This window comes from Mycobacterium sp., from assembly GCF_046330795.1.
Classification (GTDB): domain Bacteria; phylum Actinomycetota; class Actinomycetes; order Mycobacteriales; family Mycobacteriaceae; genus Mycobacterium.
In genome coordinates, this window is the sequence record NZ_JAXLSA010000006.1 from 107,665 (window position 1) to 131,539 (window position 23,875).

Here is a 23,875-nt window from a genome sequence, read left to right on the forward strand (position 1 = left end):
GATGAAGATCACGACCAAGGTGTCCCGGCCGCGCCGGCTGCAAGCAGCCGCCGCGCTCGCCCTGTCCGCATCGGTCCTGGCGGCCTGCGGCGGCGGCGCGAGCGATGTCGCCGGCGATACCGGCGGCGCCAAGGCCGACACCACGCTGACGCTGGTCGCCTACGCGGTGCCCGAGCCCGGCTGGAGCAAGATCATCCCGGCGTTCGCGGCCACCCCCGAGGGCAAGGGCGTCGCCGTCACGACCTCTTACGGCGCCTCGGGCGACCAGTCCCGCGCGGTGGTCGACGGTAAGCCCGCCGACATCGTGAACTTCTCGGTCGAGCCTGACGTCACGCGTCTGGTCAAGGCGGACAAGGTGGCCAAGGACTGGAACGCCGACGCCACCAAGGGCGTCCCGTTCGGCTCGGTGGTGTCACTGGTGGTGCGCCAGGGCAATCCGAAGAACATCAAGGACTGGGACGACCTGCTGCAGCCCGGCGTCGAGGTGGTCACCCCCAGCCCGCTGAGCTCCGGTTCGGCCAAGTGGAACCTGCTGGCGCCGTACGCGGCCAAGAGCAACGGCGGCAAGGACGCGCAGGCCGGCGTCGACTTCGTCACCAAGCTGGTCAACGAGCACGTCAAGACCCGTCCGGGGTCGGGCCGGGAGGCCACCGACGTGTTCCTCCAGGGCACCGGCGACGTGCTGATCAGCTACGAGAACGAGGCCATCAACGTCGAACGGCAGGGCAAGCCCGTCGAGCACGTGAACCCGCCGCAGACGTTCAAGATCGAGAACCCGGTGGCCGTGGTGACCTCGTCGAGCCATCAGGACAAGGCCACCGCGCTGAAGAACTTCCTCTTCACGCCCGATGGCCAGAAACTGTGGGCCGAGGCCGGGTTCCGCCCGGTGGACCCGGCGGTGGCCGCGGATTTCGCCAAGGACTTCCCGACCCCGGAGAAGTTGTGGACGATCGATGATCTGGGCGGCTGGAGCCAGGTCGACCCCGCGCTGTTCGACAAGGAGAACGGCACCATTACCAAGATCTACAAGCAGGCCACTGGATGACATCCACTCTGATCACCGGCACGGGCGGGGAGGGTGGCAGTCCGCCGCCCTCCCGTCCGGCCTTCCTGGGCACCCGTCACGGCAGCACGACGCTGCGGGTGGGCGCGGCGACACTGTGGCTGTCGGTGATCGTGTTGCTGCCACTGGCCGCCATCGTGTGGCAGTCGGCCAAGGGCGGCTGGGCGGCGTTCTGGGCGGCGGTGACATCGCATTCGGCCCTGGAGTCGTTCCGGGTCACCCTCACCATCTCGATCGGCGTGACGCTGATCAACGCGGTGTTCGGGCTGCTGGTGGCCTGGGTGCTGACGCGGGACGACTTTCCCGGCAAGCGTCTGGTCGACGCGGTCATCGATCTGCCGTTCGCGCTGCCGACCATCGTGGCCAGCCTGGTGATGCTGGCCCTCTACGGGCCCAACAGCCCGATCGACCTGCACCTGCAGCACACCCGCTGGGGCGTCGGGATCGCCCTGCTCTTCGTCACGCTGCCGTTCGTGGTCCGGTCGGTGCAGCCGGTCCTGCTCGAGCTCGACCAGGAGGTCGAGCAGGCGGCCGCCTCGCTGGGCGCCAACAACCCGACCATCTTCACCCACGTCGTGCTGCCCGCCCTGCTGCCGTCGCTGCTGTCCGGTGCCGGACTCGCGTTCTCCCGCGCCATCGGCGAGTTCGGTTCGGTGGTGCTGATCGGCGGCGCGGTGCCGGGGGAGACCGAGGTGTCCTCGCAGTGGATCCGCACCCTGATCGAGAACGACGATCGCACCGGTGCGGCTGCCATCTCCATCGTGTTGCTGTTGATCTCGTTCGTCGTGCTGTTCATCCTGCGGGCCGTCGGATCGCGGGCCGCCCGTCGTGAGGAGCTGGCGCCGTGACGCTCTCGCCGTGGGTCAAGCACCTGCTGCGCTGGACGGCGCTGGCCTATGTGGGCGTGCTGGTGATCGTGCCGGTCGCGCTGATCCTGTGGCGCACGTTCGCCCCGGGGGTCGGTGAGTTCTTCGCGTCGATCTCCACCCCGGCGGCGATCTCCGCGCTGCAGCTCTCGGTGCTGGTTGTCGCGATCGTCGTGCCGCTGAACGTCATCTTCGGTGTTCCCACCGCACTTGTGCTGGCGCGCAACAAGTTCCGTGGAAAGAACGTTCTGCAGGCCGTCATCGACCTTCCGTTCGCGGTGTCCCCGATCGTCGTCGGTGTGGCGCTGATCCTGCTGTGGGGATCGGCCGGGCTGTTCGGCTTCGTCGAGAACGACTTCGGGCTCAAGATCATCTTCAGCTTCCCGGGCATCGTGCTGGCGAGCATCTTCGTCACCGTGCCCTTCGTCATCCGCGAGGTCGAGCCGGTGCTGCACGAGCTGGGCACCGAGCAGGAAGAGGCCTCCTCGACCCTGGGCGCCCAGTGGTGGCAGACGTTCTGGCGCATCACCCTGCCGTCGATCCGCTGGGGTCTGACCTACGGCATCGTGCTGACCATCGCCCGCACCCTCGGGGAGTTCGGCGCGGTGATCATGGTCTCGTCCAACCTGCCGGGCAAGTCGCAGACCCTGACCCTGCTGGTGGCGGATCGCTACAACCGCGGCAACGAGTACGGCGCCTACGCGGTGTCGACGGTGTTGATGGCGGTGGCGGTGCTGGTGTTGATCGTTCAGGTGGTGCTCGACGCGCGGCGGGCAAGGGCGGCAAAATAGCGATGTTGCAAGGAGACTTCATGACCAACGCGATCACCGTCAGCGGTGCCAACAAGCACTACGGCGAGTTCGCCGCGCTCGACAACGTCGACTTCGTGGTGCCGTCCGGGTCGCTGACCGCGTTGTTGGGGCCGTCGGGCTCGGGTAAGTCCACCCTGCTGCGGACCATCGCGGGCCTCGACGAACCCGACACCGGCAGCATCGTGATCAACGGTCGGGACGTCACGCATGTGCCGCCGCAGAAGCGCGGCATCGGCTTCGTCTTCCAGCACTATGCGGCGTTCAAGCATCTGACGGTGCGCGACAACGTCGCCTTCGGCCTGAAGATTCGTAAGCGTCCCAAGGCCGAGATCGCCGAGAAGGTGGACAACCTGCTCGAGGTGGTCGGCCTCGCCGGATTCCAGACTCGTTACCCCAATCAGCTCTCCGGTGGCCAGCGTCAGCGCATGGCGCTGGCGCGCGCACTGGCCGTCGATCCCGAGGTGCTGCTGCTCGACGAGCCGTTCGGCGCGCTGGATGCCAAGGTGCGCGAGGATCTGCGCGCCTGGCTGCGCCGGCTGCACGACGAGGTCCACGTCACCACCGTGCTGGTCACGCACGATCAGGCCGAGGCGCTCGACGTCGCCGACCGGATCGCGGTGCTCAACAAGGGTCGGGTGGAGCAGGTCGGCACGCCTACCGAGGTGTACGACTCACCGGCCAACGCCTTCGTCATGTCGTTCCTGGGCACGGTGTCCTCGTTGAACGGAATCCTCGTGCGCCCGCATGACATTCGCGTTGGCCGCAACCCGGAGATGGCGATCGCCGCCGGCGACGGCACCGCGGAGTCCACCGGGGTCACCAAGGCAACCGTCGACCGCGTCGTCTATCTCGGCTTCGAGGTTCGGGTCGAATTGACCAGTGCCACAACGGGTGCACCGTTCACCGCGCAGATCACCCGCGGTGACGCGGAGGCGTTGGGTATCAAGGCCGGCGAGACGGTCTATGTGCGGGCCACCCGAGTTCCGCCGATCGCGGGCGATGCGCAGGTTGCGCCCGTCGGCGAGGTGCTGGCCGACGCCTGACCCCGGTCAGCGCACGGCCGCGGCGGACGTCCGGTGCAGGAGTGTCCTGATCGGGCAGTACACGTCGGTGCGGCAGCCCAACCACATCGCCGCGGCCACCGCCGTCAGGCCCGCGGTCGTCAGCCCGAGGGCCGGGTCCACCTCCTCGGCCAGGATCAGCGACGCCATCAGCAGGACGAACCAGCCGAAGCCCGCCCGCAGGCTGTCCGGGTCGATGCGGGCGGCCAGGCGTGATCCGAGCAGGGCGCCAACGACGGCCGCCGCGGTCACCACGCCCGCCAGCCGCCAGTCCAGCGCGGCTCCGGACAGGTGCCCGGCAAGTCCCGCAACGCAATTCATCGCGATGACCACCAGTGACGTCCCGATCGCGGCGGGCATGGCCAGCCCACCCAGCAGCGCCAGGGCGGGCACCACCAGGAAGCCGCCGCCGGCTCCGAGCAGTCCGGTGAGCATGCCCACCGCGGCACCCTGGCCGATCGCCTTGGCCACCGGAATACGGTGACCGGCAGGACATTCCCGGCGGCCGCGCAGCATTGCGAGACCGGCGGCCACCATCACCGCCGCGAAAGCGATCAGTAACACGGTGCCCGGCACCAGGTGGCTCAGCAGGCCGCCGGCATATGCGCCGACGATACCGGCCGAGCCGAACAACAGGGCGGTGCGCCACTGCACTCGGCCGGCCCGTGCGTGGCTGATGGCGGCCACCGCGCTGGTGACCGCGACCACCAGCAGCGAGACCGCGATGGCATCCTTGGCCGGGAGCCCCGCGACGTAGGTCAGCAACGGCACCAGCAGGATCGATCCGCCGCCGCCCAGGAGTCCCAGCGAGACGCCGACCAGGACCGCCAGAGCGACGGTGAGCGCGATCATTTCGCCGGCCGGGCGTCGGTGAGTCGAGCCACGTCGAAACCCTGGTCCTGCCAGGCGCGGATCCCGCCGTCGAGGGTGGGTGCGGTCATCACGCGAGTCCCTTCAACATCAGGTTCCAGTAGAGGGCGGGCAGCCCGTAGCGCTTCAGGTACCAGTACGCGCGGTGCGGTCTGGTCGGATCCAGCAGGGGGAAGGACGGTTTCAGCTGGAAGTCGTAGTCGAACTCGGCCAGCAGCATGTCGTGCGATGACGTCACGATGGGGCAGGACGCATAGCCGTCATAGCGTGCGGGCAGAGGTCGGCCGGCCAGCGCCGCATCGACGTTCGCGACGACGACGGGCGCCTGTTTGCGAATCGCCGCACCGGTTTTCGAGTTGGGCGTCGAGCCGGCGTCGCCGAGGGCGAACACGTTCGGGTAACGCACGTGCTGCAGCGTGTGCTTGTCGACGTCGACGTACCCGTTCGCGTCGCCGGTGGACAGGGGACTGGCCTTGATCCAATCGGGCGCCGACTGTTTGGGCACCACGTGGAGCATGTCGAAGCCGAGTGTCGCATCGGTTCCGCCTTCGGCCGTCGCCGACAGCGTGACCTTCTGGGTGGCCGCGTCGATGCCGGTGATCTCGGAGTTGGTGTGCACCGTGATGCCGTAGCCGGCGGCCACCTTGTCGAGGTTGTCGGCGATCGGCGCGATGCCGAAGGTGCGCGGGGTCGGCAGTACCAGATGCACGTCGATGTTGTCGAGCACGCCCTGGCGGCGCCAATGATCAGCGGCCAGATAGGCGATCTTCTGCGGTGCCCCGGCGCACTTGATGGGGCCCGACGGCATCATGAAAACCGCTGAACCGCTTCGGGTACGGCGGACCAGGTCCCACGTCTTGGGGGCGAGGTCGAAGCGGTAGTTCGACGATACGCCGTCGGACGCGATGGCTTCCTCGAGCCCGTCGGTCCGGTTCCAGTCCAGCTGGATGCCGGGGCATACGACGAGTGCGTCGTAGCCGTAGACCGCGCCGTCCGCGCAGGTGACCTGATTGTTGTCCGGGTCGACCGACGACGCGGTGTTCTTGATCCAGGTGGCGTGCTTCGGCATCACCGCGGCTTCGGCCCGGCGGGTTTCGCCCGCCGTGGCCTCGCCGCCGCCGACCAACGTCCACAGCGGTTGGTAGTAGTGCGATTCCGAGGGTTCGATGACCGCGACGTCGTGGTGGCCCTTGCGGAGCATCCGGGCCGCGACGGTGATGCCGGCGGTGCCGCCGCCGACGATCAGGATCCGGTGCTGGCCGTTATTTCGCTGTGGCTCAGGCATTCTGGACCGCCTCGGCCCAGGCGTTGTAGCCACCCAGGATGTCGCTGACGTCGGTGAAGCCGCGCTGACGCAGCAGGCTGGCCGCCACCGAGGACCGGTAGCCGCCGGCGCAGTAGACGACGGTGGGCCGGGCCGGGTCCAGTTCGCCGGTGCGGTCCGGGAGCTGGCCCACCGGGATGTTGACGGCGCCGGGGATCATGCCGGCCTCGGCCTCGCCCGGATTCCGGACGTCGACGATCTGCAGACCGGGCACATCGGCCCGTCGTTCGCCGAACGCGGTGGTGGTCAACCGCGATGCCGTGCGCACCTCGCCGCGGTGGGTGAACATCACCCGCTCGGGGTCGGGCAGGCAGCCGACGACCCGGTCGAAACCGATGCGCGCCAACCGGTTCTTACCCTCGAGCTCCTGACCGGGATCGGTCATCAGGACGATGTCGATGTCGGGTTTGACGACGGATCCGGCGAATTCGGCGTAACGGCCCTCCAGGCCGATGTTGACCGCGCCCTTCAGGTGACCGAGGGCGAACTCCTCGGGGCTGCGCCCGTCGACCAGGATCGCGCCCTTCTCGACCGCTCGCATGGCCTCATCGAAGGACATCACCGGCGGGGCGGCGTGCTCGTCCAGCAGCTGCCGGTCCTTTCGGTTGAGGATGGCGTCGTAGACGAAATAGCCGGGCGCCGGCGGCTGGCCCGCGGTGACCAGGTCCATGAAGGTCGCCTTGTCGGGGGCGCGCAGCGCGTAGTTCGTCCGGTTCTGCTCGCCGATGGTCGACACCAGATCGGTGGACAGGTTCTTGCCGCAGGCCGAGCCGGCACCGTGGGCCGGGTACACCCGGGTGGCCTCGGGCAGCGTCATCAGCTTCGTGTGTAGTGAGTCGTACAGCTTGTCGGCCAGCTCCTCGCGGGTGAAGCCGATGGAGGCCAGCAGGTCGGGCCGCCCGACGTCGCCGATGAAGAGGGTGTCGCCGGTGAACACGCCGTAGGGGGTGGCGTCGTCGGCATGCTCGTACACCACGATGCTCATCGACTCAGGGGTGTGACCGGGCGTGTGGCGGAACTCCAGCGTCACGTCGCCGAGTGAGTAGCGCTGCCCGTCGGCGGCCGGCAGGAAGTCGAACTCGGGCTGCGCGACAGCGGAGTACACGATCTTTGCCCCGGTGGCATCGGCGAGTTCGAGGTGGCCCGACAGGAAATCCGCGTGGAAGTGGGTCTCGATGACCAACTCGATCGTCATGCCGAGTTCCGCGGCGTCGGCCAGGTACTCCGACACGTCGCGCTGGGGGTCGATCACCACGGCGCGGCCGGTGTTCTCGTCGCCGAGCAGGTACGACGCGTGTGACAGGCAGTCCAGGTAGTACTGGATGAGTTTCATTCTCGACCTTCCTCCGATATACCCACTGGGGTATCTACTTCTCGGTTCGAATATACCCCAGTGGGTATCGTGGTCAAGGGGACGAAGGTCCTTGGAAGGGGCAACCAGAAGGCCCATGCGCCACTTTGGCCTCCGTGGCAACAAACTGGACAGGATGCGGTCCGCACCACAAGCTGAAAGCCACCGGCGGATGGAAGGTCCGAAGGCGCGAGGACGGGCGGATGGAGTGGATACCGCCACCGCAACTCGCGTTACCCGGCGGCGGGGTCAATGATTACCACCACCCCGATCGGTTGCTCGGTGAGACTAGTGGTCAGGCCGCCGCGCGCGCCGCGATGACCGCCTCGTAGCGGTCCAGCACGGTGGCGGCCACCAGGTTGTGTGAGCCCAGCGGCTCCGTCATCGAAAGTCCTTGGGCCCGAGCATATTCGGCTACCCGATCGGTGATCCGGCCATGTGCCAGGAACCACGGCGCGACGACGATCCGCCGCGCACCGCCGGCCCGCAGCCGCAGGGTGGCGTCGGTCAGCGTGGGGCGGGGCCCGGTGGCGAAAGCGATCCGTGTGCCGGCCCACCGGGTACCGGACGCCAGAGCCGTTGCGACCGACGTCGTGCGGGCGTTGGCGCTGCGGCTCGAGGATCCGACGGCCGCGACGATGACGCCAGTGTCGGGGTCGTCGGCGCTGACCCCGGCCTCGGCCAGCCGCTGACGCAGCACGTGCACCAGGACCGGGTCTTCGCCCAGGACGTCGGCCTGCAGGATGGCCTGGCGGGCATCCGGCCGACATGACGCGATGATCTCGGGGATGTCGACCCGGGCGTGATAGGCGTCGGCCAGCAGCATGGGCGTCACCACCGGCGCCTCGACCGAACGCAGGACGTCACGCAGGTTCGGGGTGTTTCGCTCCAGGAACGCCGCCCGCACATCGAGTTCGGGCCGCAGTCGCCGAATCCGGCCGGCCACGGCGTGCGCAACCGCGGCAGAGCGCGGGTCGGCGCTGCCGTGCGCGGTCAGCACGAGCGCGGGCATCATGAGGCGTGCAGCCCGCATTCGGTCTTGGCCAGTCCCTGCCAGCGACCGCTGCGCGGGTCGGAGCCCGGTTCGGGCTTGACGGTGCACGGCTTGCAGCCGATCGACGGATAGCCCTCGTCGACCAGCGGGTTCACCAGGATGCCGTTGGTGTTGATGTAGTCCTGCATCTGCTCGTCGGACCACGTTGCCAGCGGGTTGATCTTCACCAGGCCGAACGCCTCGTCGAACGAGATGAGGGGCGCGTTGGCCCGCGTCGGGGCCTCGACGCGGCGGATTCCGGTCACCCATGCGCGGTAGCCGGCCAGGGCCTTCGACAGCGGTTCGACCTTGCGCATCCGGCAGCAGGAGGCCGGGTCACGGGCGAACAGATCCTTGCCGTGCGCCTCGTCCTGTGCGGGGACGGTGAGTTCCGGCGTGACATTGACCACATGCACGTCGTAGACGGCCTCGACCGCATCACGGGTGCCGATGGTCTCGGCGAAGTGGTAGCCGGTGTCCAGGAACAGGATGTCGACGCCCGGGCGCACCTTGGCGGCCATCTCGACCAGGACCGCGTCCTGCATGTTCGACGCGACGACATAGGCGCCGCCGAAGTTCTCGTCGGTCCAGCGCAGCAGATCCTCGGCGGAGGCGTCCGCCAGATCGGCGGCGCCACGCTCGGCTAGTTCCCGCAGATCGGTCTGTGTGCTCAATGCGTTCACCTCAAGTCGGCTTCGTCGGCCCGAATGGCCCACTGGGCGAAACGCTCGCCATCCTCGCGTTGTTTCACGAACTTGCGCACAAGCCGCTCGATGTAGTCGCCGAGCTCGGTGGACAGCACCTTGTGCTGGCGCAGTTTGCGGCCGAACCCGCTGTCGAGGCCCAAGCTGCCGCCCAGGTGAACCTGGAATCCCTCCTCGGGTCCGTCACCGTCGTCCACCATCTGGCCCTTGAAGCCGATGTCGGCGACCTGGATGCGGGCGCACGAGTTGGGGCAGCCGTTGATGTTGACGGTCACCGGCACGTCGAGCGTCGCATTGAGGTCGGCGAGACGGTCCTCGAGTTCCGGCACCAGCACCTGCGCGCGGCCACGGGTGTCGGCGAAGCTCAGCTTGCAGTACTCGATGCCGGTGCAGGCCATCAGGTTCTGGCGCCAGCGCGACGGCCGGGCGGAAAGACCCAGCGCATCGAGTCCATCGACGAGCTCGTCCACCTTCTCATCGGGCACGTCGAGGATGATCAGTTTCTGGTACGCGGTCAGCCGGGCGCGATCGGCGCCGGCGGCCTCCATCAGATCGGCCACCTGGGTCAGGATGGTGCCCGACACCCGGCCCGCGATCGCCGTGACGCCGACGGCATTGAGGCCGTTGCGGATCTTCTGCACCCCGACGTGGTCGACGGTGTGCGGCACCTGCTCCGGTGCCGGCCCGTCGTGCAGCGGACGCTGGAGGTATTCCGTTTCGAGTACCTCGCGGAACTTCTCGGTACCCCAGTCCTTGACCAGGAATTTCAGCCTGGCCTTGGACCGCAGGCGGCGGTAGCCGTAGTCGCGGAAGATCCCGACGATGCCGGCCCAGACCTCCGCGACCTCTTCCAGCGGCACCCACACGCCCAGGCGTTGCGCCAGCATCGGGTTGGTGGACAGGCCGCCACCGACCCATACGTCGAGGCCCGGACCATGCTCGGGGTGGTCGACCCCGATGAAGGACACGTCGTTGATTTCGTGGGCGACGTCCTGCAGACCGGAGACCGCCGTCTTGAACTTGCGCGGCAGGTTGGAGAACTCCGGGCTGCCGATGTAGCGCTGCTCGATCTCCTTCAGCGCCGAGGTCGGGTCGAGGACCTCCGCCAGCGAGTCGCCGGCCAGCGGGGACCCCAGCATGCCGCGCGGGCAGTCGCCGCAGGCCTCCATGGTCTGCAGGCCGACGTCGTCCAGGCGACGCCAGATCTCGGGCACGTCCTCCACCCGGAGCCAGTGGTACTGCAGGTTCTCCCGGTCGGTGATGTCGGCGCTATCGCGGGCGAAGTCGACCGAAATCTGACCCAGGGTGCGGACGGCCTGCGCGGACAGCGCCTTGCCGTCGGTGCGTACCCGCATCATGAAGTACGGCGCTTCGAGCAGGTCGGCGTTGTCGTCACCGGTGAAGGTGCCGTCGTAGCCCTCGGTGCGCTGGGTGTAGAGGCCCATCCAGCGGAACCGGCCACGCAGATCGTCCTTGGTGATGCTGTCGAAACCCTGCTTGGAGTACACGTCGATGATGCGGGCCCGGACGTTGAGGGCGTCGTCCTCCTGCTTGAACACCTCGTTGTGGTTCAGCGGTTCGCGGCTGCCCAGGGCCCATTGGCCCTCGTCGCGTGTCTTGGCGGGGCGGGCCGCTTTCTCTGCGGTGTCGGTCATTCGTGCTCCTTGTGAGGAACCGACCGTTCGGAGCGCACTGATTCACCGGGGTGGCTGATCCGGCGGCGCAGATCCGGCGGCCAGCTGTGGAACTGGGTGGGCAGGTCTCTACGGCATCAAGGCAGACAGCAACAGCTACAGACGCGCTTGAAGTCGACGTGCCGACGCACCACCAGGATGAGCGGGGCGGGGACGGCGATCACGCTGGTCATTCTGCCACGGAGGGCCCCGCCGCCCCAATTTGGCCGAATTTCGGCTCGAGGTGAGCGGAACGCCTCGTGCTCGCCGGACCGCACGGCTCGCCGAACCCGTCGGTGTTGAATGGGAACCATGCTGCCCGACCTCACGCTGACGTCCGGCGGGCAGTTCGGCATCTACATCCACGTGCCGTTCTGCGCGACGCGCTGCGGCTACTGCGACTTCAACACCTACACCCCCGGTGAGCTCGGGGGCGCGACCCCGGCCGGCTGGCTCGCGGCGCTGCGGACCGAACTCGCGCTGGCGGCCGAAACACTGCCGGGACGCACGGTGGACACGGTGTTCGTCGGGGGCGGGACACCGTCGCTGCTGGGCGGCCGCGGGCTGGCCGATGTCCTCGACGCCGTGCGGGACGCGTTCACGCTGGGCTGGAACGCAGAGATCACCACGGAGGCCAACCCGGAGTCGACGTCCCCGGAATTCTTCGCGCAGTTACGCACGGCCGGGTACACCCGGGTGTCGCTGGGGATGCAGTCGGTGGCTCCGGGGGTCCTGCAGATCCTGGATCGGGTGCACTCGCCCGGCCGAGCGCCGGCGGCGGCCCGGGAAGCGCTGGCTGCGGGCCTCTCGCACGTCAACATCGACCTCATCTACGGGACGCCGGGGGAGACCGACGACGACCTGCACCGCTCGCTGGATGCGGCGCTGGAATCCGGGGTGGACCACATCTCGGCCTACGCGCTGGTGGTCGAGGACGGCACCGCGCTCGCGCGCCGGGTGCGCCGCGGTGAGATCACTCCGGTGGACGACGACGTGCTGGCGCGGCGCTACGAACTGCTCGACGGCTGGCTTGCGGCGGCCGGGCTGGACTGGTACGAGGTGTCGAACTGGAGCCGCCCGGGCGGCGAATGCCGGCACAACCTGGGCTATTGGAACGGCGGGCAGTGGTGGGGCGCTGGTCCGGGGGCGCACTCCTTCGCCGGCGACACCCGGTGGTGGAACCTCAAACTGCCGGCCGCCTACGCCTACGCGCTGGCCGAGGGCCGGCTGCCGGTGGCCGGGTCCGAGGTCCTCGACCCCGATGACCGGCACGTCGAGGAGGTGCTGCTGGGCATCCGGCTGCGCGACGGGCTGCCGACCGCGGTGCTCGATGGCGCCGAACTGGCCAGATCGGAGACGGCGGTCGCGGAGGGTCTGCTGCGGGTTTCCGACGATCGGCTGGTCCTGACCGACGCCGGCCGGCTGCTGGCCGACGGCGTGGTGCGGTCGTTGCTGGGCTGACCCGCCACCCGAAAGCAAGGTTAGGCTACATTTACCTCCGTGTCCTCGAAGGTCAGTCCGGTCGTCGCCCTGCCGACCGACGTCCACCCGGCAGAGCTGATCGCCGAACTCGTCCGGCTGCTGCCCGAGGCGAGCGGTGAGCAATACCTGGTCTACGAACATTCCGGCGAGTGGACGCTCGCGTTCGGCGTGGCCGCGCTGATCGAGCTCGACGCGGGCGAACTGCGGGTGACCCGCGACGGCGTGACCGTCCGCCGGGCGTGGTCCGGCGGCCCGGGAGCTGCCCTCGGCGAGGTGGTGGACCTGCTGCTGCTCGAGGCCGAGCAGCTGTTCGGCTGGATCGCCTTCGAGTTCGGCACCTACCGGCACGGCTTGCAGGGCCGGCTGGCGGCGGGCGCCCCACTGGCCCGGCTGTTCTGGCCGAGCACACGAATCCGGATCTGCGACAATGAGATTCACTACTCCGGTGCGACGCCCGAGCAGATTCGACTGGTGGAGGAGATGCTCGCCGGGACGATCCCCGCCGCGGGCGCCGCCCGGCCGGTGGACGTGCGGGTCGATACCGCGCAGTACCGGGACCGGGTCGCACGCGCGGTCGGTGAGATTGCCGCCGGGCACTACGACAAGGTGATCCTGTCGCGACGCTACGACGTGCCGTTTGCGGTCGACTTCCCCGCGACGTATCGCCGCGGCCGGTTGGGCAACACGCCGGCGCGCTCATTCCTGTTGCACCTGGCCGGAATCCGGGCGCTGGGCTTCAGCCCCGAACTCGTGGCGGCGGTCACCGGCGACGGCGCCGTCATCACCGAACCGTTGGCCGGGACACGGGCGTTCGGACGCGGTGCCGAGCATGACCGCCGGGCCCGCACCGAGCTCGAGACGGACACCAAGGAGATCGTCGAGCACGTCATCTCGGTGCGGACGTCGCTGCAGGAGATCGGGGAGGTCGCCGAGCCCGGCAGCGCCGTGGTGCGCGACTTCATGACCATCCGCGAACGCGGCAGCGTGCAGCACCTGGGCTCGACGGTGGCCGGCACACTCGGCCCCGAGCGCAACCGGATGGACGCCCTCGAAGCGCTCTTCCCGGCCGTCACCGCATCGGGCATCCCGAAAGCGCGAGGCATCGACGCGATCATGCGCCTCGACGAGAACCCCCGGGGGCTGTATTCCGGTGCGGTGGTGAAGTTCTCGTCCGACGGCGGCATGGACGCCGCGCTGGTGCTGCGGGCCGCCTACGAGCGCGAGGGGCGGACCTGGCTGCGTGCCGGCGCGGGCATCATCGCCGGCTCGACGCCGGACCGCGAATTCGAGGAGACCTGCGAGAAGCTCAGCACGCTGGCGCCGTTCCTGGTGCCCCGCGCCGGCGGGGCGGGCAGCTGATGTCGCGCGGCTTCCAGGGCATCGTGCTGCGCGGCTTCGGCGCCCGCGACCACCAGGCGACGGTGCTCGAAACCGTAAAACTGGCACCGCATTTCGTGCGCATCAGGATGGTGTCACCGACCCTGTTCGAGGACGTCGTTGCCGAGCCGACGGCGTGGCTGCGGTTCTGGTTCCCGGACCCCGACGGCGGCAGCACACAGTTCCAGCGGGCCTACACCCTGACCGAGGCCGACCCCGAATCCGGTCGGTTCGCCGTGGACGTCGTGCTGCACGAGCCGGCCGGCCCGGCTTCGAAATGGGCGCGCACCGTGGTGGCCGGTGCCACCATCCCGGTGATGACGTTGGGGTCGGCCGGATTCCGGGTGGCCGACGAGCCGCCGTCGGGTTATCTGCTGATCGGCGACGCGGCCTCGACGCCGGCCATCAACGGCATCATCGGCGCCGTCCCCGCGGACATCCCGATCGAGGTCTACCTCGAGCAGCACGACAACGCCGACGCCCTGATTCCCATCGCCGAGCATCCCCGGTTGCGGCTGCACCGAGTGAGCCGACACGACGCTTCCTCGCTGGCGAGCGCGATCGAGGCCCGGGACTGGTCGAACTGGTACTGCTGGGTGACCCCGGAAGCCGCGTCGCTGAAGAACCTGCGGACCCGGCTGCGCGACGAATTCGGCTTCCCCAAGACCGAGATTCACGCCCAGGCCTACTGGACGCAGGGGCGGGCGATGGGCACGCGGCGCGGCCCCGACGAGCATTCCGCCGCACCGCCGGCCCCGGTCGCCGCGGCGCCCGCGGTGACTGCCGCGCCCGGACGCTGGCGTGCCCAGGCGGCCGGGCGGCTGTTGGGTCCGCTACGCACCCCGCTGATCGTCTCGGGACTGCTGCAGGCCGTCATCACCCTGGTCCAGCTGGCGCCGTTCGTGCTGCTGGTGGAACTGGTCCGGTCGTTGTCGTCCGGCGCCGGCCGCGACGAGCTGTTGTCCCTCGGGCTGACCGCGGTCGGCCTGCTGGGGCTGGGTACCGTCCTGGGCGCCGCGCTGACCCTGTGGCTGCACGTGATCGACGCCCGGTTCGCGCGCGATCTGCGCACCCGGCTGCTCACCAAACTCGCCCGCCTGCCGCTGGGCTGGTTCACCGCCCGCAGTTCCGGCTCGGTCAAGCAACTGGTCACCGATGACACGCTGGCACTGCACTACCTGGTGACCCACGCCATTCCCGATGCCGTCAACGCGGTGGTCGCACCGGTGGCGGTGCTGATCTACCTGTTCGTCGTGGATTGGCGCCTGGCCGCGTTGCTGTTCATCCCGGTGCTGGTCTACATCGTGACCATGTGGCTGATGATGGTGCAGTCCGGACCGAAGATCGCGCAGTCGCAGCGGTGGGCCGACCGCATGGCGGGCGAGGCCGGCGCCTACCTGGAGGGCCAGCCCGTCATCCGGACATTCGGCGGATCCACCGGGTCCAGCTTCCGGCGCAGCCTGGATGAGTACATCGCCTTCCTGGTCGGCTGGCAGCGCCCGTTCACGGGCAAGAAGACGATGATGGACCTGGTCACCCGGCCCGCGACCTTCCTGTGGCTCATTGCGGTGGTGGGCGTTCCGCTGGTGGTCGGCGGGCGGCTGGATCCCGTTGATCTGATGCCATTCCTGTTGCTGGGCACCACTTTCGGCGTGCGACTGCTCGGCATCGGCTACGGGCTGGGCGGCATCCGCGGCGGCCTGCTGGCCGCCCGCCGGCTGCAGACCACCCTGGACGAGCCCGAACTCGAGGTCGGGGCGGGCAGCCCCGCTGTCACGGACGCCGCGGTCCAGTTCGATCAGGTGACCTTCGGCTACCGGCCCGATCTGCCGGTCATCAAGAATGTGTCGCTGACCCTGCGGCCCGGCACCGTCACCGCGCTGGTGGGGCCGTCGGGTTCGGGCAAGTCCACCCTGGCCGCGCTGCTGGCCCGCTTCCACGACGTCGACGCCGGGGCCATCCGGGTGGACGGCGCCGACGTCCGTACGCTGAGTGCCGACGAGCTGTACCGCCGGGTCGGATTCGTGCTGCAGGAAACACAGCTCGTGCACGGCACGGTGACCGACAACATCGCCCTGGCCGACCCGGACGCGGAACCCGAACGGGTGCGCGGGGCCGCGCGTGCAGCCCAGATCGACGAGCGGATCCAACGGTTGCCGCAGGGCTACGACACCGTGCTGGGTGCCGGCTCCGGGCTCTCCGGTGGTGAGCGCCAGCGTCTGACCATCGCCCGGGCGATCCTCGCCGACACCCCGGTGCTGATCCTGGACGAGGCCACCGCGTTCGCCGATCCGGAATCGGAATATCTTGTGCAGCAAGCCATCACGCGGCTCACCGAGGGCCGCACCGTCCTGGTGATCGCCCACCGGCTGCACACCGTCACCCACGCCGACCAGATCGTGGTCCTCGATGACGGGGAGCTCGCCGAATGCGGCACCCACGAGGAACTGTTGGCGGCCAACGGACGCTACCGAAAGCTCTGGGACGCAACGAGAATCGGTTCGGCCACGGTCGCGACGGGGGCAGCCCGATGATCCGCACCCTGATCGCCCTGGTGCCCGCCCAGCAGCGCGGCCGCCTCACGCTGTACGCCACGTTGGCGGTGTTGTCGGTGGCGATCCGCGCGGTCGGCACCGTGCTGCTGGTTCCGCTGGTGACCGCACTGTTCGGCGGAACGCCGGCAGAGGCCTGGCCGTGGCTGGGCTGGCTGACGGCGGCGACGGCGGCCGGTTGGGTGATCGACACCGCGACCGCCCGGATCGCCTTCGGCCTGGGCTTCGCGCTGCTCGATCGCAGTCAGCACGAGATGGCTGACCGGCTGCCGGCCGTCCGGCTGGACTGGCTCACCGCCGAGCACACCGCCACGGTGCGGCAGGCGATCGCGTCCACCGGACCGGAGCTGGTCGGCCTGGTGGTCAACCTGCTCACTCCGCTGATCGGCGCGGTGTTATTGCCGATCGCGATTTCTGTTGCACTGCTGAGCATCTCGGTACCGGTGGGACTCGCGGCACTGCTCGGGGTGGCCGCCCTGCTGGCGGCCATGTGGGCCTCGGGCCGGCTCGGCCGCGGCGCGGACGCGTTGGCCGAACGAACCAACACGGCTCTGACCGAACGCATCATCGAATTCGCCCGGACCCAGCAGGCACTGCGCGCCGCGCGCCGGGTGGAACCGGCCCGCAGCCAGGTGGGTACCGCGCTGCGGGCGCAGCACGGCGCGACGATGCGACTCCTGGGCATGCAGGTTCCCGGGCAGCTGCTGTTCAGCCTCGCCAGCCAGCTCGCGCTGGTCCTGCTGGCGGCCGTCGTGACGGTGCTGACGATGCGCGGCAGCCTCGAGGTTCCCGCCGCGATCGCACTGATCGTGGTGATCGCCCGCTACCTGGAGCCGTTCACCGCGCTGAGTGAACTGGCCCCGGCGATCGAATCCACCCGGGCCACCCTGGCGCGTATCCGGACCGTGCTGGACGCACCGGTGAGCGCAGCGGGCACGGATTCGCCGGCGGTGACCGGCGCTGGCTCCCGCATCGAATTCGACCGTGTCAGTTTCGGTTACGGCGACAGCCCGGTGTTGCGCGAACTGAGCTTCGTCCTCGGGCCGGGCAGCACGACGGCGGTGGTCGGTCCGTCCGGGTCGGGCAAGAGCACCATCCTGGCGCTGATCGCCGGGCTGCTCGAACCGACCGCGGGCCGGGTGCTGCTCGACGGCGTCGATGTCACAACGCTGGATCGCGACGCCCGGCGCGCCGCGACCACCGTGGTATTCCAGCATCCGTATCTGTTCGACGGCTCCATCGAGGACAACATCCTGGCGGGCGACCCGTCCGCCGGCCCCGAACGGGTGGCGGCCGCCACCCGGCTGGCCCGGGTCGACGAACTGGTCCGGCGGTTACCCGATGGTGCGGCCACCCGGGTGGGGGAGGCCGGCGCGGCGCTGTCCGGCGGGGAGCGCCAGCGGGTCAGCATCGCCCGGGCCATGTTGAAGCCGGCGCCGATCCTGTTGGTCGACGAGGCCACCAGTGCGCTCGACAACGAGAACGAGGCCGCGGTGGTGGATGCGCTCAGCATCGACCCGCAGCCGCGGACCCGGGTGATCGTGGCGCACCGGCCGGCCAGTATCCGGCATGCCGACCGGGTGCTGTTCATCTCCGATGGCGCGGTGGTCGAGGACGGTCCGGTGGACGAACTACTCGCTGCGGCAGGGCGATTCGCCGAATTCTGGCGCCACCAGCAGGGCGTTGCCCAGTGGGAGATCGGCCGCCGCGAGATCACCCGCCGCTGATCGCCGCGACCAGCGCGCGCTTGTCGACCTTGCCGACCGGAGTGGTGGGCAGGGCCGGCAGCGGCACCAGCATGTCCGGCCGCGCGTGCGTGGACACCCCGCGGTCGGTCAGGTAGCGGTTCAGCTCAGCCAGTGTGACCGGTTCGTCGCGGAAAACAACCGCCGCACAGACTTTTTCGCCGAGGTACTCGTCGGGCAGCGGGATGGCGGCCACCGACCAGACAGCCGGATGGCTCAGCAGGTGCTCCTCGAGATCGAGTGCCGAAACCGTCTCGCCACCGCGATGGATGACGTCCTTCACGCGGCCGGTGACCTCGAGGTAGCCGTCGGGCCGGCGACGGACCTTGTCGCCGCTGCGGTAGAAGCCGTCCGGGGTGAAGGCGCGTTCGTTGACGGCGTCGGCATTGAAGTAGCCGTTGAGTGTGTAGGGCCCGCGTACCAGCAGCTCACCCTCGGCGCCGGGCGCGACGTCGGCCCCGGCGTCGTCCACCACCCGCAGTTCGTCATCCGCGCACAGCGGGCGGCCCTGGGTGTGGTCGACGATGTCGATCGGATCGCCCGGCCGGGTGTAGTTCAGCAGGCCCTCGGCCATTCCGAACACCTGCTGCACGCCCGGGGTCAGGGCTTCACGCACGGCCGCGGAGTCCTCGGCGGTCAGCTTCGCCCCGCCGACCTGGAGCAGTCGCAGCGTGGTCGGCACCTGGGGTTCCCACTGGCAGGCCTGGGCCCACAGCTTGGCCAGCGCGGGTACCAGGGCGGTCACCGTGACGCCGTGTCGGTTGATGGTCGCGAAGGCCGATTCCGGGCTCGGATCGGTGGTGAACACCGTGGTGGCGCCGACGCTCAGCGCGCCCAGTAGACCCGGGCAGGCCAGCGGGAAGTTGTGGGCGGCCGGCAGCGCGACGAGGTAGACGTCGTCGGCGCTCAGCCCGCACAGCCGCGCGCTGGCGGTGGCGTTGTAGACATAGTCGTCGTGCGTGCGGGGGATGAGTTTCGGGAAGCCGGTGGTGCCGCCGGAGACCAGCAGCACGGCCGGCCGATCGGTCACCTCTTCCCGCGAGCGTGCGTGTCGGTCCGCCGACACGCCGCTGCCGGCGGACTTCTGTGCACACTCGGCGATATCGGACCACGCGGTGAAGGGCCCGGGGTCGCCGTCGACCAGGACGTGCCGCAGGCCCGGATACGTCTGCTGCAGTTCGGCCGCCATGGTCCGGTGGTCGAAGCCGCTGGCGCGGTCGGGGATCACCAGCGCGACGGCGTCGCCGACCGCGGTGAAGTGGCCCAGTTCCGCGCCGCGGTGACCGGGCAGACACATCACCGGTAGCGCCCTGGCGCGCAGCAGTGCGAACAGGGCCACCGCGAACGTGTTGGTGTTGGGCAGTTGCAGTAGCACTCGGTCGCCTGCGGCGATGCCCAGCCCGCGCAGGCCGGCGGCGCCCCGGTCCGCGGCCACGTCGAGTTCGGCGAACGTGAGAGCCCCGCGAGCGTCGATGACGGCCGTCCGGTCCGGCCAGGCCGCTGCGGCGTCGCGCAGGATCGAATCGAGCGGCCGACCCGTCCAGTAGCCGGCCGCGCGGTATGCGGCCGCCCGATCCGGCGGGTACGGCACGAACCCAGCCGGGACCCCGATTTGCGTGGTCATCGCCGCGTCACCCCTTCCCGTGGGTAGGCCATGAGGTTGGATCGAATATAGGGTAGCCTCCACAAAGTTAGGCCAGCCTTTACTAATAGTTGGGAGATCCGGTGAGTGCCCCTGCGGTGAGTGCGCAGGCCATCCGTGCTGAGGTCGCCGAACTCCTCGGAGTCGCCCCGGAGTCCGTGGCGCCCGACGACGACCTGATCGGCCAAGGGCTCGACTCGATCCGGATGATGACGCTGTCCGGGCGGTGGCGCCGGCAGGGCCTCTTGATCGACTTCCAGCGGCTGGCCGCCGAACCCACCGTCAGCGCATGGGCCGCCCTGCTCGGCAGCACCGAACCGGTAGACCCCGGCACACCGGCCGCCCATGTGGACGCCGATACCGACCCGGGTGCCCCGTTCGCGCTGGCCCCGATGCAGCACGCAATGTGGGTGGGCCGCAACGACAATCAGCAACTCGGGGGCGTCGCGGGACATCTCTACGTCGAGTTCGACGGGATCGGTGTCGACCCGCAGCGGCTGCGGACCGCCGCGGCGGCCCTGGCCCGTCGGCACCCCATGCTGCGGGTCGAGTTCCTGCCGGACGGCACGCAGCGGATCGGCCAGCGCGGGTTGCCGGTGACGGTCGGGGACCTGCGGGAGCTCGACGCGGCCGGCGCCGACGAACGGCTGCGGCAGCTCCGCGAGACCAAGTCACATCAGCGTCTCGACGGCGAGGTGCTGCAGCTGACGCTGACACAACTACCCGGCGATCGGACCCGCCTGCACGTCGATCTCGACATGCAGGCCGCCGACGCCGTCAGTTACCGCACCTTGATGAGTGACCTGGCCGGGCTCTACCGCGGCGCGCATCTCGACGACCTGGGTTACACCTACCGCGAATACCGCACCGCGATGACCGGCCGCTCCGGCCCGCAACCGAGCGAGGCCGACCGGCAGTGGTGGGCCGACCGGCTGGCCGAACTGCCCGGCGCGCCGGCCCTCCCACAGGTACCCGAGCCCGAGCAGGCCGACCCGCAGCGCACCACCCGGCGCTGGCATCTACTTGACCGGGATACCCGAGATTCGCTGTACGACAACGCCCGTCGGCGTCGCATCACCCCCGCGATGGCCGTGGCCGCTTCGTTCGCCGGCACGCTGCGGCGCTGGGCCGACACACCCCGGTTCCTGCTCAACGTGCCGCTGTTCGGCCGCGAGCCGTGGCATGCCGACGTCGACAAGCTGGTCGGCGACTTCACGTCCTCACTGCTGCTCGACGTCGACCTGACCGATACCCGCACCGCCGCCGATCGGGCCGTCGCCGTGCAGGACTCGATGCGCCGGGCCGCGGGACACGCGGGCTACCCGGGCCTGTCGGTGCTGCGCGACCTGGGCCGGGCCCGCGGGCACCAGGTGTTGGCGCCGGTGGTGTTCACCAGCGCGCTGGGTCTGGGCGAGTTGTTCGGCGCCGAGGTCACCGACACCTTCGGGACACCGGTCTGGATCATCTCGCAGGGCCCGCAGGTGCTCCTCGACGCCCAGGTCACCGAATTCGACGGCGGGGTCCTGGTGAACTGGGATGTCCGCGAGGACGCCTTCCGGCCCGGAGTGATCGACGCGATGTTCGCCCACCACGTCGCCGAGCTGAACCGCCTGGCCGCCGGTGCCGCAGCCTGGGACGCCGACGACCCGCCCGCGGTCACCGACGTGCAGCGCGCCCGGCGCGATGCGCTGAACTCGGTCACGACGCCGCCGTGCCCCGACGCCCTGCACGACGGGTTCTTCGCCACCGCGGCCCGCACCCCCGATGCCACGGCGGTGCTCAGCAGTTTTGGCTCGTGGACCTACCGTGAACTGCGCGATCAGGTGCTCGCGGTGGCCGCGGCCCTGCGTCGGAGCGGAGTGCGACCCGGTGACGTCGTCGCCGTCATGGGACCCAAGACGGCCGAACAGATCCCGGCGTTGCTGGGGATCCACAGCGCCGGCGCGGTCTACCTGCCCATTGGTCCCGATCAGCCCGCCGAACGCGCGGAGCGGATCCTGGTCACCGCGGGTGTGCGGTGTGGCCTGGTCTGCGGGCCGCAGAACCTGGCGTTGCCGGTGCCGTCGAGCACGGTGGCCGAAACGCTGCGGGACGGAGCGCCCCGGGTCGGCGAAACCACGCCCGCCGCAATCGATCCCGCGCAGGTGGCCTACATCCTGTCGACCTCCGGGTCGACGGGTGAACCCAAGGCCGTCGAGGTCACCCACGCGGCGGCGATGAACACCGTCGAATTCATCAACTCCCACTTCGGGCTGGGCCCGGCGGCCCGCTGCCTGGCACTGTCCACCCTGGAGTGCGACCTGTCAGTGCTCGACATCTTCGGCACCCTGCGCGCCGGCGGTTCGATCGTGGTGGTCGACGAGGAGCACCGGCGCAACCCGGACAGCTGGGCCGAGCTGATCCGCCGGCACGGGGTGAGCGTGCTGCACTTCATGCCCGGCTGGCTGGAGATGCTCGCCGAAGTCGCTGCCGGACAACTCGATTCGGTCCGGGTGATACCGACCGGCGGCGACTGGGTCCGACCGGAACTGGTCCGGGCGTGGCGGGCACTGGCACCCTCGGTCCGGTTCGCCGGACTGGGCGGGGCCACCGAAACCGCGACCCACAACACCATCTGCGAGCCCGGCGACATCCCGCCGGCCTGGATGTCGGTGCCACTGGGCCGTCCGCTGCCCAACAACGCCTGCCGAGTGGTGGCCGGCGACGGGACCGACTGTCCCGACTGGGTGCCCGGCGAGTTCTGGGTGGCCGGCCGTGGCATCGCCCGCGGCTACCGCGGCCGGCCGGATCTGACGGCCGAACGGTTCGTCGAGCATGACGGTCGAACCTGGTACCGCACCGGCGATCTGGTGCGCTACCTGCCCGACGGCCTGATCGAGTTCGTCGGCCGCACCGACCACCGGGTCAAGATCAGCGGCTACCGCGTCGAACTCGGCGACGTGGAGAAGGCCCTGACGCGGATCGCCGGGGTGGACGGTGCGGTGGCCGCGGTGCTACCGGCGGCCGGCGACCGGCCCGGTGCCAGCGACCGGCTGGCCGCCGTGGTGCGCCTCGGCGACCCGGGCCAGACCGCGGCCGGTATCACCGCGCAGCTGCGGAAATTCGTTCCGGCGCACATGGTTCCGGGCCACCTCGTGTTCGTCGAACAGATCCCGTTCACGGTCGGCGGCAAGATCGACCGGGCCGCCGTGACCGCACTGCTGGCCGGATCGACCGAACCCGATACTGCCGAACACCGCGCACCCGACGGTCCGGTCGAGCGGGCGCTGGCCGACATCCTGAGCACACTGCTGGGCCGGCGCGACATCGGCGCCGACGACGACTTCTTTTCTCTCGGAGGCGATTCGGTCCTGGCCACCGCCGCCGTCGGACAGATCCGGCAGTGGCTGCACGCACCAGCCGTGATGGTTGCCGACATCTTCGCCACCCGCACCGTCGCCACCCTGGCAGCGCTGCTGCGTGACCACGAGAGCGACCCCGATCGGCTCACCGCCGTCGCGGAGGTCTACCTCGAGGTGGCCGAAATGGATGGCGCCGAGGTGATCTCGGCCCTCGGAGCGTCATGACCGAATTCGCGCCCTGGATCAAGAGAATCGGCCCCGAAGCCGCCACCGGCGCCGGGGCTGCCAAGGGCGCTGCGCTGGTGTTCCCGCACGCCGGTGGCGCCGCCGCGGCCTACCGCAAGCTGGCGAAAGAATTGTCCGCCAACGGCGTCGACACCTACCTGCTGCAGTACCCGTGCCGGGCCGACCGGCTGGCCCATCCGGCCGCGCCGTCGATCGCGGAACTGGCGGCCCAGCTCTACGGCGCCGGCGATTGGCGTTCCGTCGCGCCACTGCACCTGTTCGGGCACTGCATGGGCGCCACAGTGGCGTTCGAGTTCGCGTGCCTCGCCGAGGCCGACGGCACACCCGTCCGGCGGCTGTTCGCCTCGGCCGGGCAGGCGCCGGTCACGATCGCCGACTCGGCGCCGCTGCCCACCACACAGCCCGGCCTGATCGCCGATCTGGTGGATCTCGGCGGCACCGATCCGCGCCTGCTCGACGACGAGGACTTCATCGAGCTCCTGGTCCTGGCGTTGCAGGCCGACTACCGCGCCCTCGACGGATACCGCTGCGGTCCGGAGGTCCGCATCGACGCCGACATCCATGCGATCGGTGGACCCGATGATCATCGGGTGACACCGGAGCTGTTGCGGGCCTGGGCAACTCACACCCGTGGCGCCTTCACCCACACCGAGTTCGACGGCGGGCACTTCTACCTCGACGGGCACCTGGCCGACGTCGCGCGACTCGTCAGCGACTGCGAGTGACCCCGAGT

General features: G+C 69.7%; 18 protein-coding genes. 10 read left to right on the top strand and 8 right to left on the bottom strand.

Going from position 1 to position 23,875, the window contains the following annotated elements:
* The first annotated feature begins 1 nt into the window (after position 1).
* Genes U0R18_RS18680 through U0R18_RS18695 form a run of 4 tightly spaced genes read left to right on the top strand, consistent with a single transcriptional unit; the run spans position 2 to position 3,784 of the window.
* Positions 2 to 1,045, top strand: coding sequence for a sulfate ABC transporter substrate-binding protein (locus U0R18_RS18680; protein WP_526371159.1), 1,044 nt, complete (start codon positions 2 to 4; stop codon positions 1,043 to 1,045).
* On the top strand, positions 1,042 to 1,911 hold the full coding sequence (cysT, locus tag U0R18_RS18685) for a sulfate ABC transporter permease subunit CysT (RefSeq protein WP_526371161.1): 870 nt from the start codon (positions 1,042 to 1,044) through the stop codon (positions 1,909 to 1,911). Before U0R18_RS18680 ends, cysT begins: the two co-directional genes overlap by 4 nt.
* The gene (gene cysW, locus U0R18_RS18690) at positions 1,908 to 2,720 is read left to right on the top strand and encodes a sulfate ABC transporter permease subunit CysW (RefSeq protein WP_526371163.1); all 813 of its coding nucleotides are present in this window, start codon (positions 1,908 to 1,910) and stop codon (positions 2,718 to 2,720) included. The genes cysT and cysW overlap by 4 nt, the downstream gene beginning before the upstream one ends.
* A gap of 20 nt (positions 2,721 to 2,740) precedes the next feature.
* Entirely contained in the window at positions 2,741 to 3,784 is a 1,044-nt protein-coding gene (locus U0R18_RS18695; protein WP_526371165.1) for a sulfate/molybdate ABC transporter ATP-binding protein, read from the top strand.
* A 6-nt stretch (positions 3,785 to 3,790) separates the two neighbouring features.
* Here the strand turns inward: U0R18_RS18695 and U0R18_RS18700 are convergent, their stop codons facing one another.
* From U0R18_RS18700 to U0R18_RS18730, 7 genes are all read right to left on the bottom strand, one after another.
* The gene (locus tag U0R18_RS18700; RefSeq protein ID WP_526371167.1) at positions 3,791 to 4,654 is read right to left on the bottom strand and encodes a sulfite exporter TauE/SafE family protein; all 864 of its coding nucleotides are present in this window, start codon (positions 4,652 to 4,654) and stop codon (positions 3,791 to 3,793) included.
* Positions 4,655 to 4,742: 88 nt separating this feature from the next.
* Complete coding sequence (locus U0R18_RS18705; protein ID WP_526371169.1) at positions 4,743 to 5,957, bottom strand: NAD(P)/FAD-dependent oxidoreductase; 1,215 nt, start codon at positions 5,955 to 5,957, stop codon at positions 4,743 to 4,745.
* Positions 5,950 to 7,329: an MBL fold metallo-hydrolase gene (locus U0R18_RS18710; RefSeq protein WP_526371171.1), complete on the bottom strand. Its 1,380-nt coding sequence runs from the start codon at positions 7,327 to 7,329 to the stop codon at positions 5,950 to 5,952. Before U0R18_RS18710 ends, U0R18_RS18705 begins: the two co-directional genes overlap by 8 nt.
* A gap of 313 nt (positions 7,330 to 7,642) precedes the next feature.
* Complete coding sequence (locus U0R18_RS18715) at positions 7,643 to 8,359, bottom strand: sirohydrochlorin chelatase (RefSeq protein ID WP_526371276.1); 717 nt, start codon at positions 8,357 to 8,359, stop codon at positions 7,643 to 7,645.
* A complete protein-coding gene (locus U0R18_RS18720; RefSeq protein WP_526371174.1) occupies positions 8,359 to 9,054 on the bottom strand; it encodes a phosphoadenylyl-sulfate reductase in 696 nt (231 codons plus the stop codon). The genes U0R18_RS18715 and U0R18_RS18720 overlap by 1 nt, the downstream gene beginning before the upstream one ends.
* A gap of 5 nt (positions 9,055 to 9,059) precedes the next feature.
* Complete coding sequence (locus U0R18_RS18725; RefSeq protein ID WP_526371176.1) at positions 9,060 to 10,739, bottom strand: nitrite/sulfite reductase; 1,680 nt, start codon at positions 10,737 to 10,739, stop codon at positions 9,060 to 9,062.
* Between the two features lie 116 nt (positions 10,740 to 10,855).
* A complete protein-coding gene (locus U0R18_RS18730; RefSeq protein WP_526371178.1) occupies positions 10,856 to 11,113 on the bottom strand; it encodes an Ms4527A family Cys-rich leader peptide in 258 nt (85 codons plus the stop codon).
* Between U0R18_RS18730 and hemW the strand changes: the two genes are divergently transcribed.
* From hemW to U0R18_RS18750, 4 genes are read left to right on the top strand one after another with little or no spacing between them, the layout of a single operon-like run.
* Positions 11,070 to 12,218 carry a radical SAM family heme chaperone HemW gene (hemW, locus tag U0R18_RS18735; protein WP_526371180.1) on the top strand — a complete coding sequence of 383 codons (1,149 nt, stop codon included), beginning with the start codon at positions 11,070 to 11,072 and terminating at the stop codon, positions 12,216 to 12,218. The two genes, U0R18_RS18730 and hemW, sit on opposite strands and share 44 nt — an antisense overlap.
* Before the next feature lie 39 nt (positions 12,219 to 12,257).
* Positions 12,258 to 13,598, top strand: coding sequence for a salicylate synthase (locus tag U0R18_RS18740; protein WP_526371182.1), 1,341 nt, complete (start codon positions 12,258 to 12,260; stop codon positions 13,596 to 13,598).
* Positions 13,598 to 16,150 carry an ABC transporter ATP-binding protein/permease gene (locus tag U0R18_RS18745; RefSeq protein ID WP_526371184.1) on the top strand — a complete coding sequence of 851 codons (2,553 nt, stop codon included), beginning with the start codon at positions 13,598 to 13,600 and terminating at the stop codon, positions 16,148 to 16,150. Before U0R18_RS18740 ends, U0R18_RS18745 begins: the two co-directional genes overlap by 1 nt.
* Positions 16,147 to 17,895, top strand: a complete 1,749-nt coding sequence (locus tag U0R18_RS18750) for an ABC transporter ATP-binding protein (RefSeq protein ID WP_526371186.1) — start codon at positions 16,147 to 16,149, stop codon at positions 17,893 to 17,895. The genes U0R18_RS18745 and U0R18_RS18750 overlap by 4 nt, the downstream gene beginning before the upstream one ends.
* On the opposite strand, the gene U0R18_RS18755 is transcribed toward U0R18_RS18750, so the two are convergent.
* Positions 17,882 to 19,537, bottom strand: coding sequence for a (2,3-dihydroxybenzoyl)adenylate synthase (locus U0R18_RS18755; RefSeq protein ID WP_526371188.1), 1,656 nt, complete (start codon positions 19,535 to 19,537; stop codon positions 17,882 to 17,884). The genes U0R18_RS18750 and U0R18_RS18755 overlap by 14 nt on opposite strands.
* A gap of 101 nt (positions 19,538 to 19,638) precedes the next feature.
* Here U0R18_RS18755 and U0R18_RS18760 point away from each other — a divergent pair, with 101 nt between their 5' ends.
* Positions 19,639 to 23,121 (top strand): non-ribosomal peptide synthetase, encoded by a 3,483-nt coding sequence (locus tag U0R18_RS18760; protein ID WP_526371190.1) that lies wholly within the window; start codon positions 19,639 to 19,641, stop codon positions 23,119 to 23,121.
* Positions 23,118 to 23,867, top strand: coding sequence for a thioesterase II family protein (locus tag U0R18_RS18765; protein WP_526371192.1), 750 nt, complete (start codon positions 23,118 to 23,120; stop codon positions 23,865 to 23,867). Before U0R18_RS18760 ends, U0R18_RS18765 begins: the two co-directional genes overlap by 4 nt.
* Positions 23,868 to 23,875 lie beyond the last annotated feature (8 nt).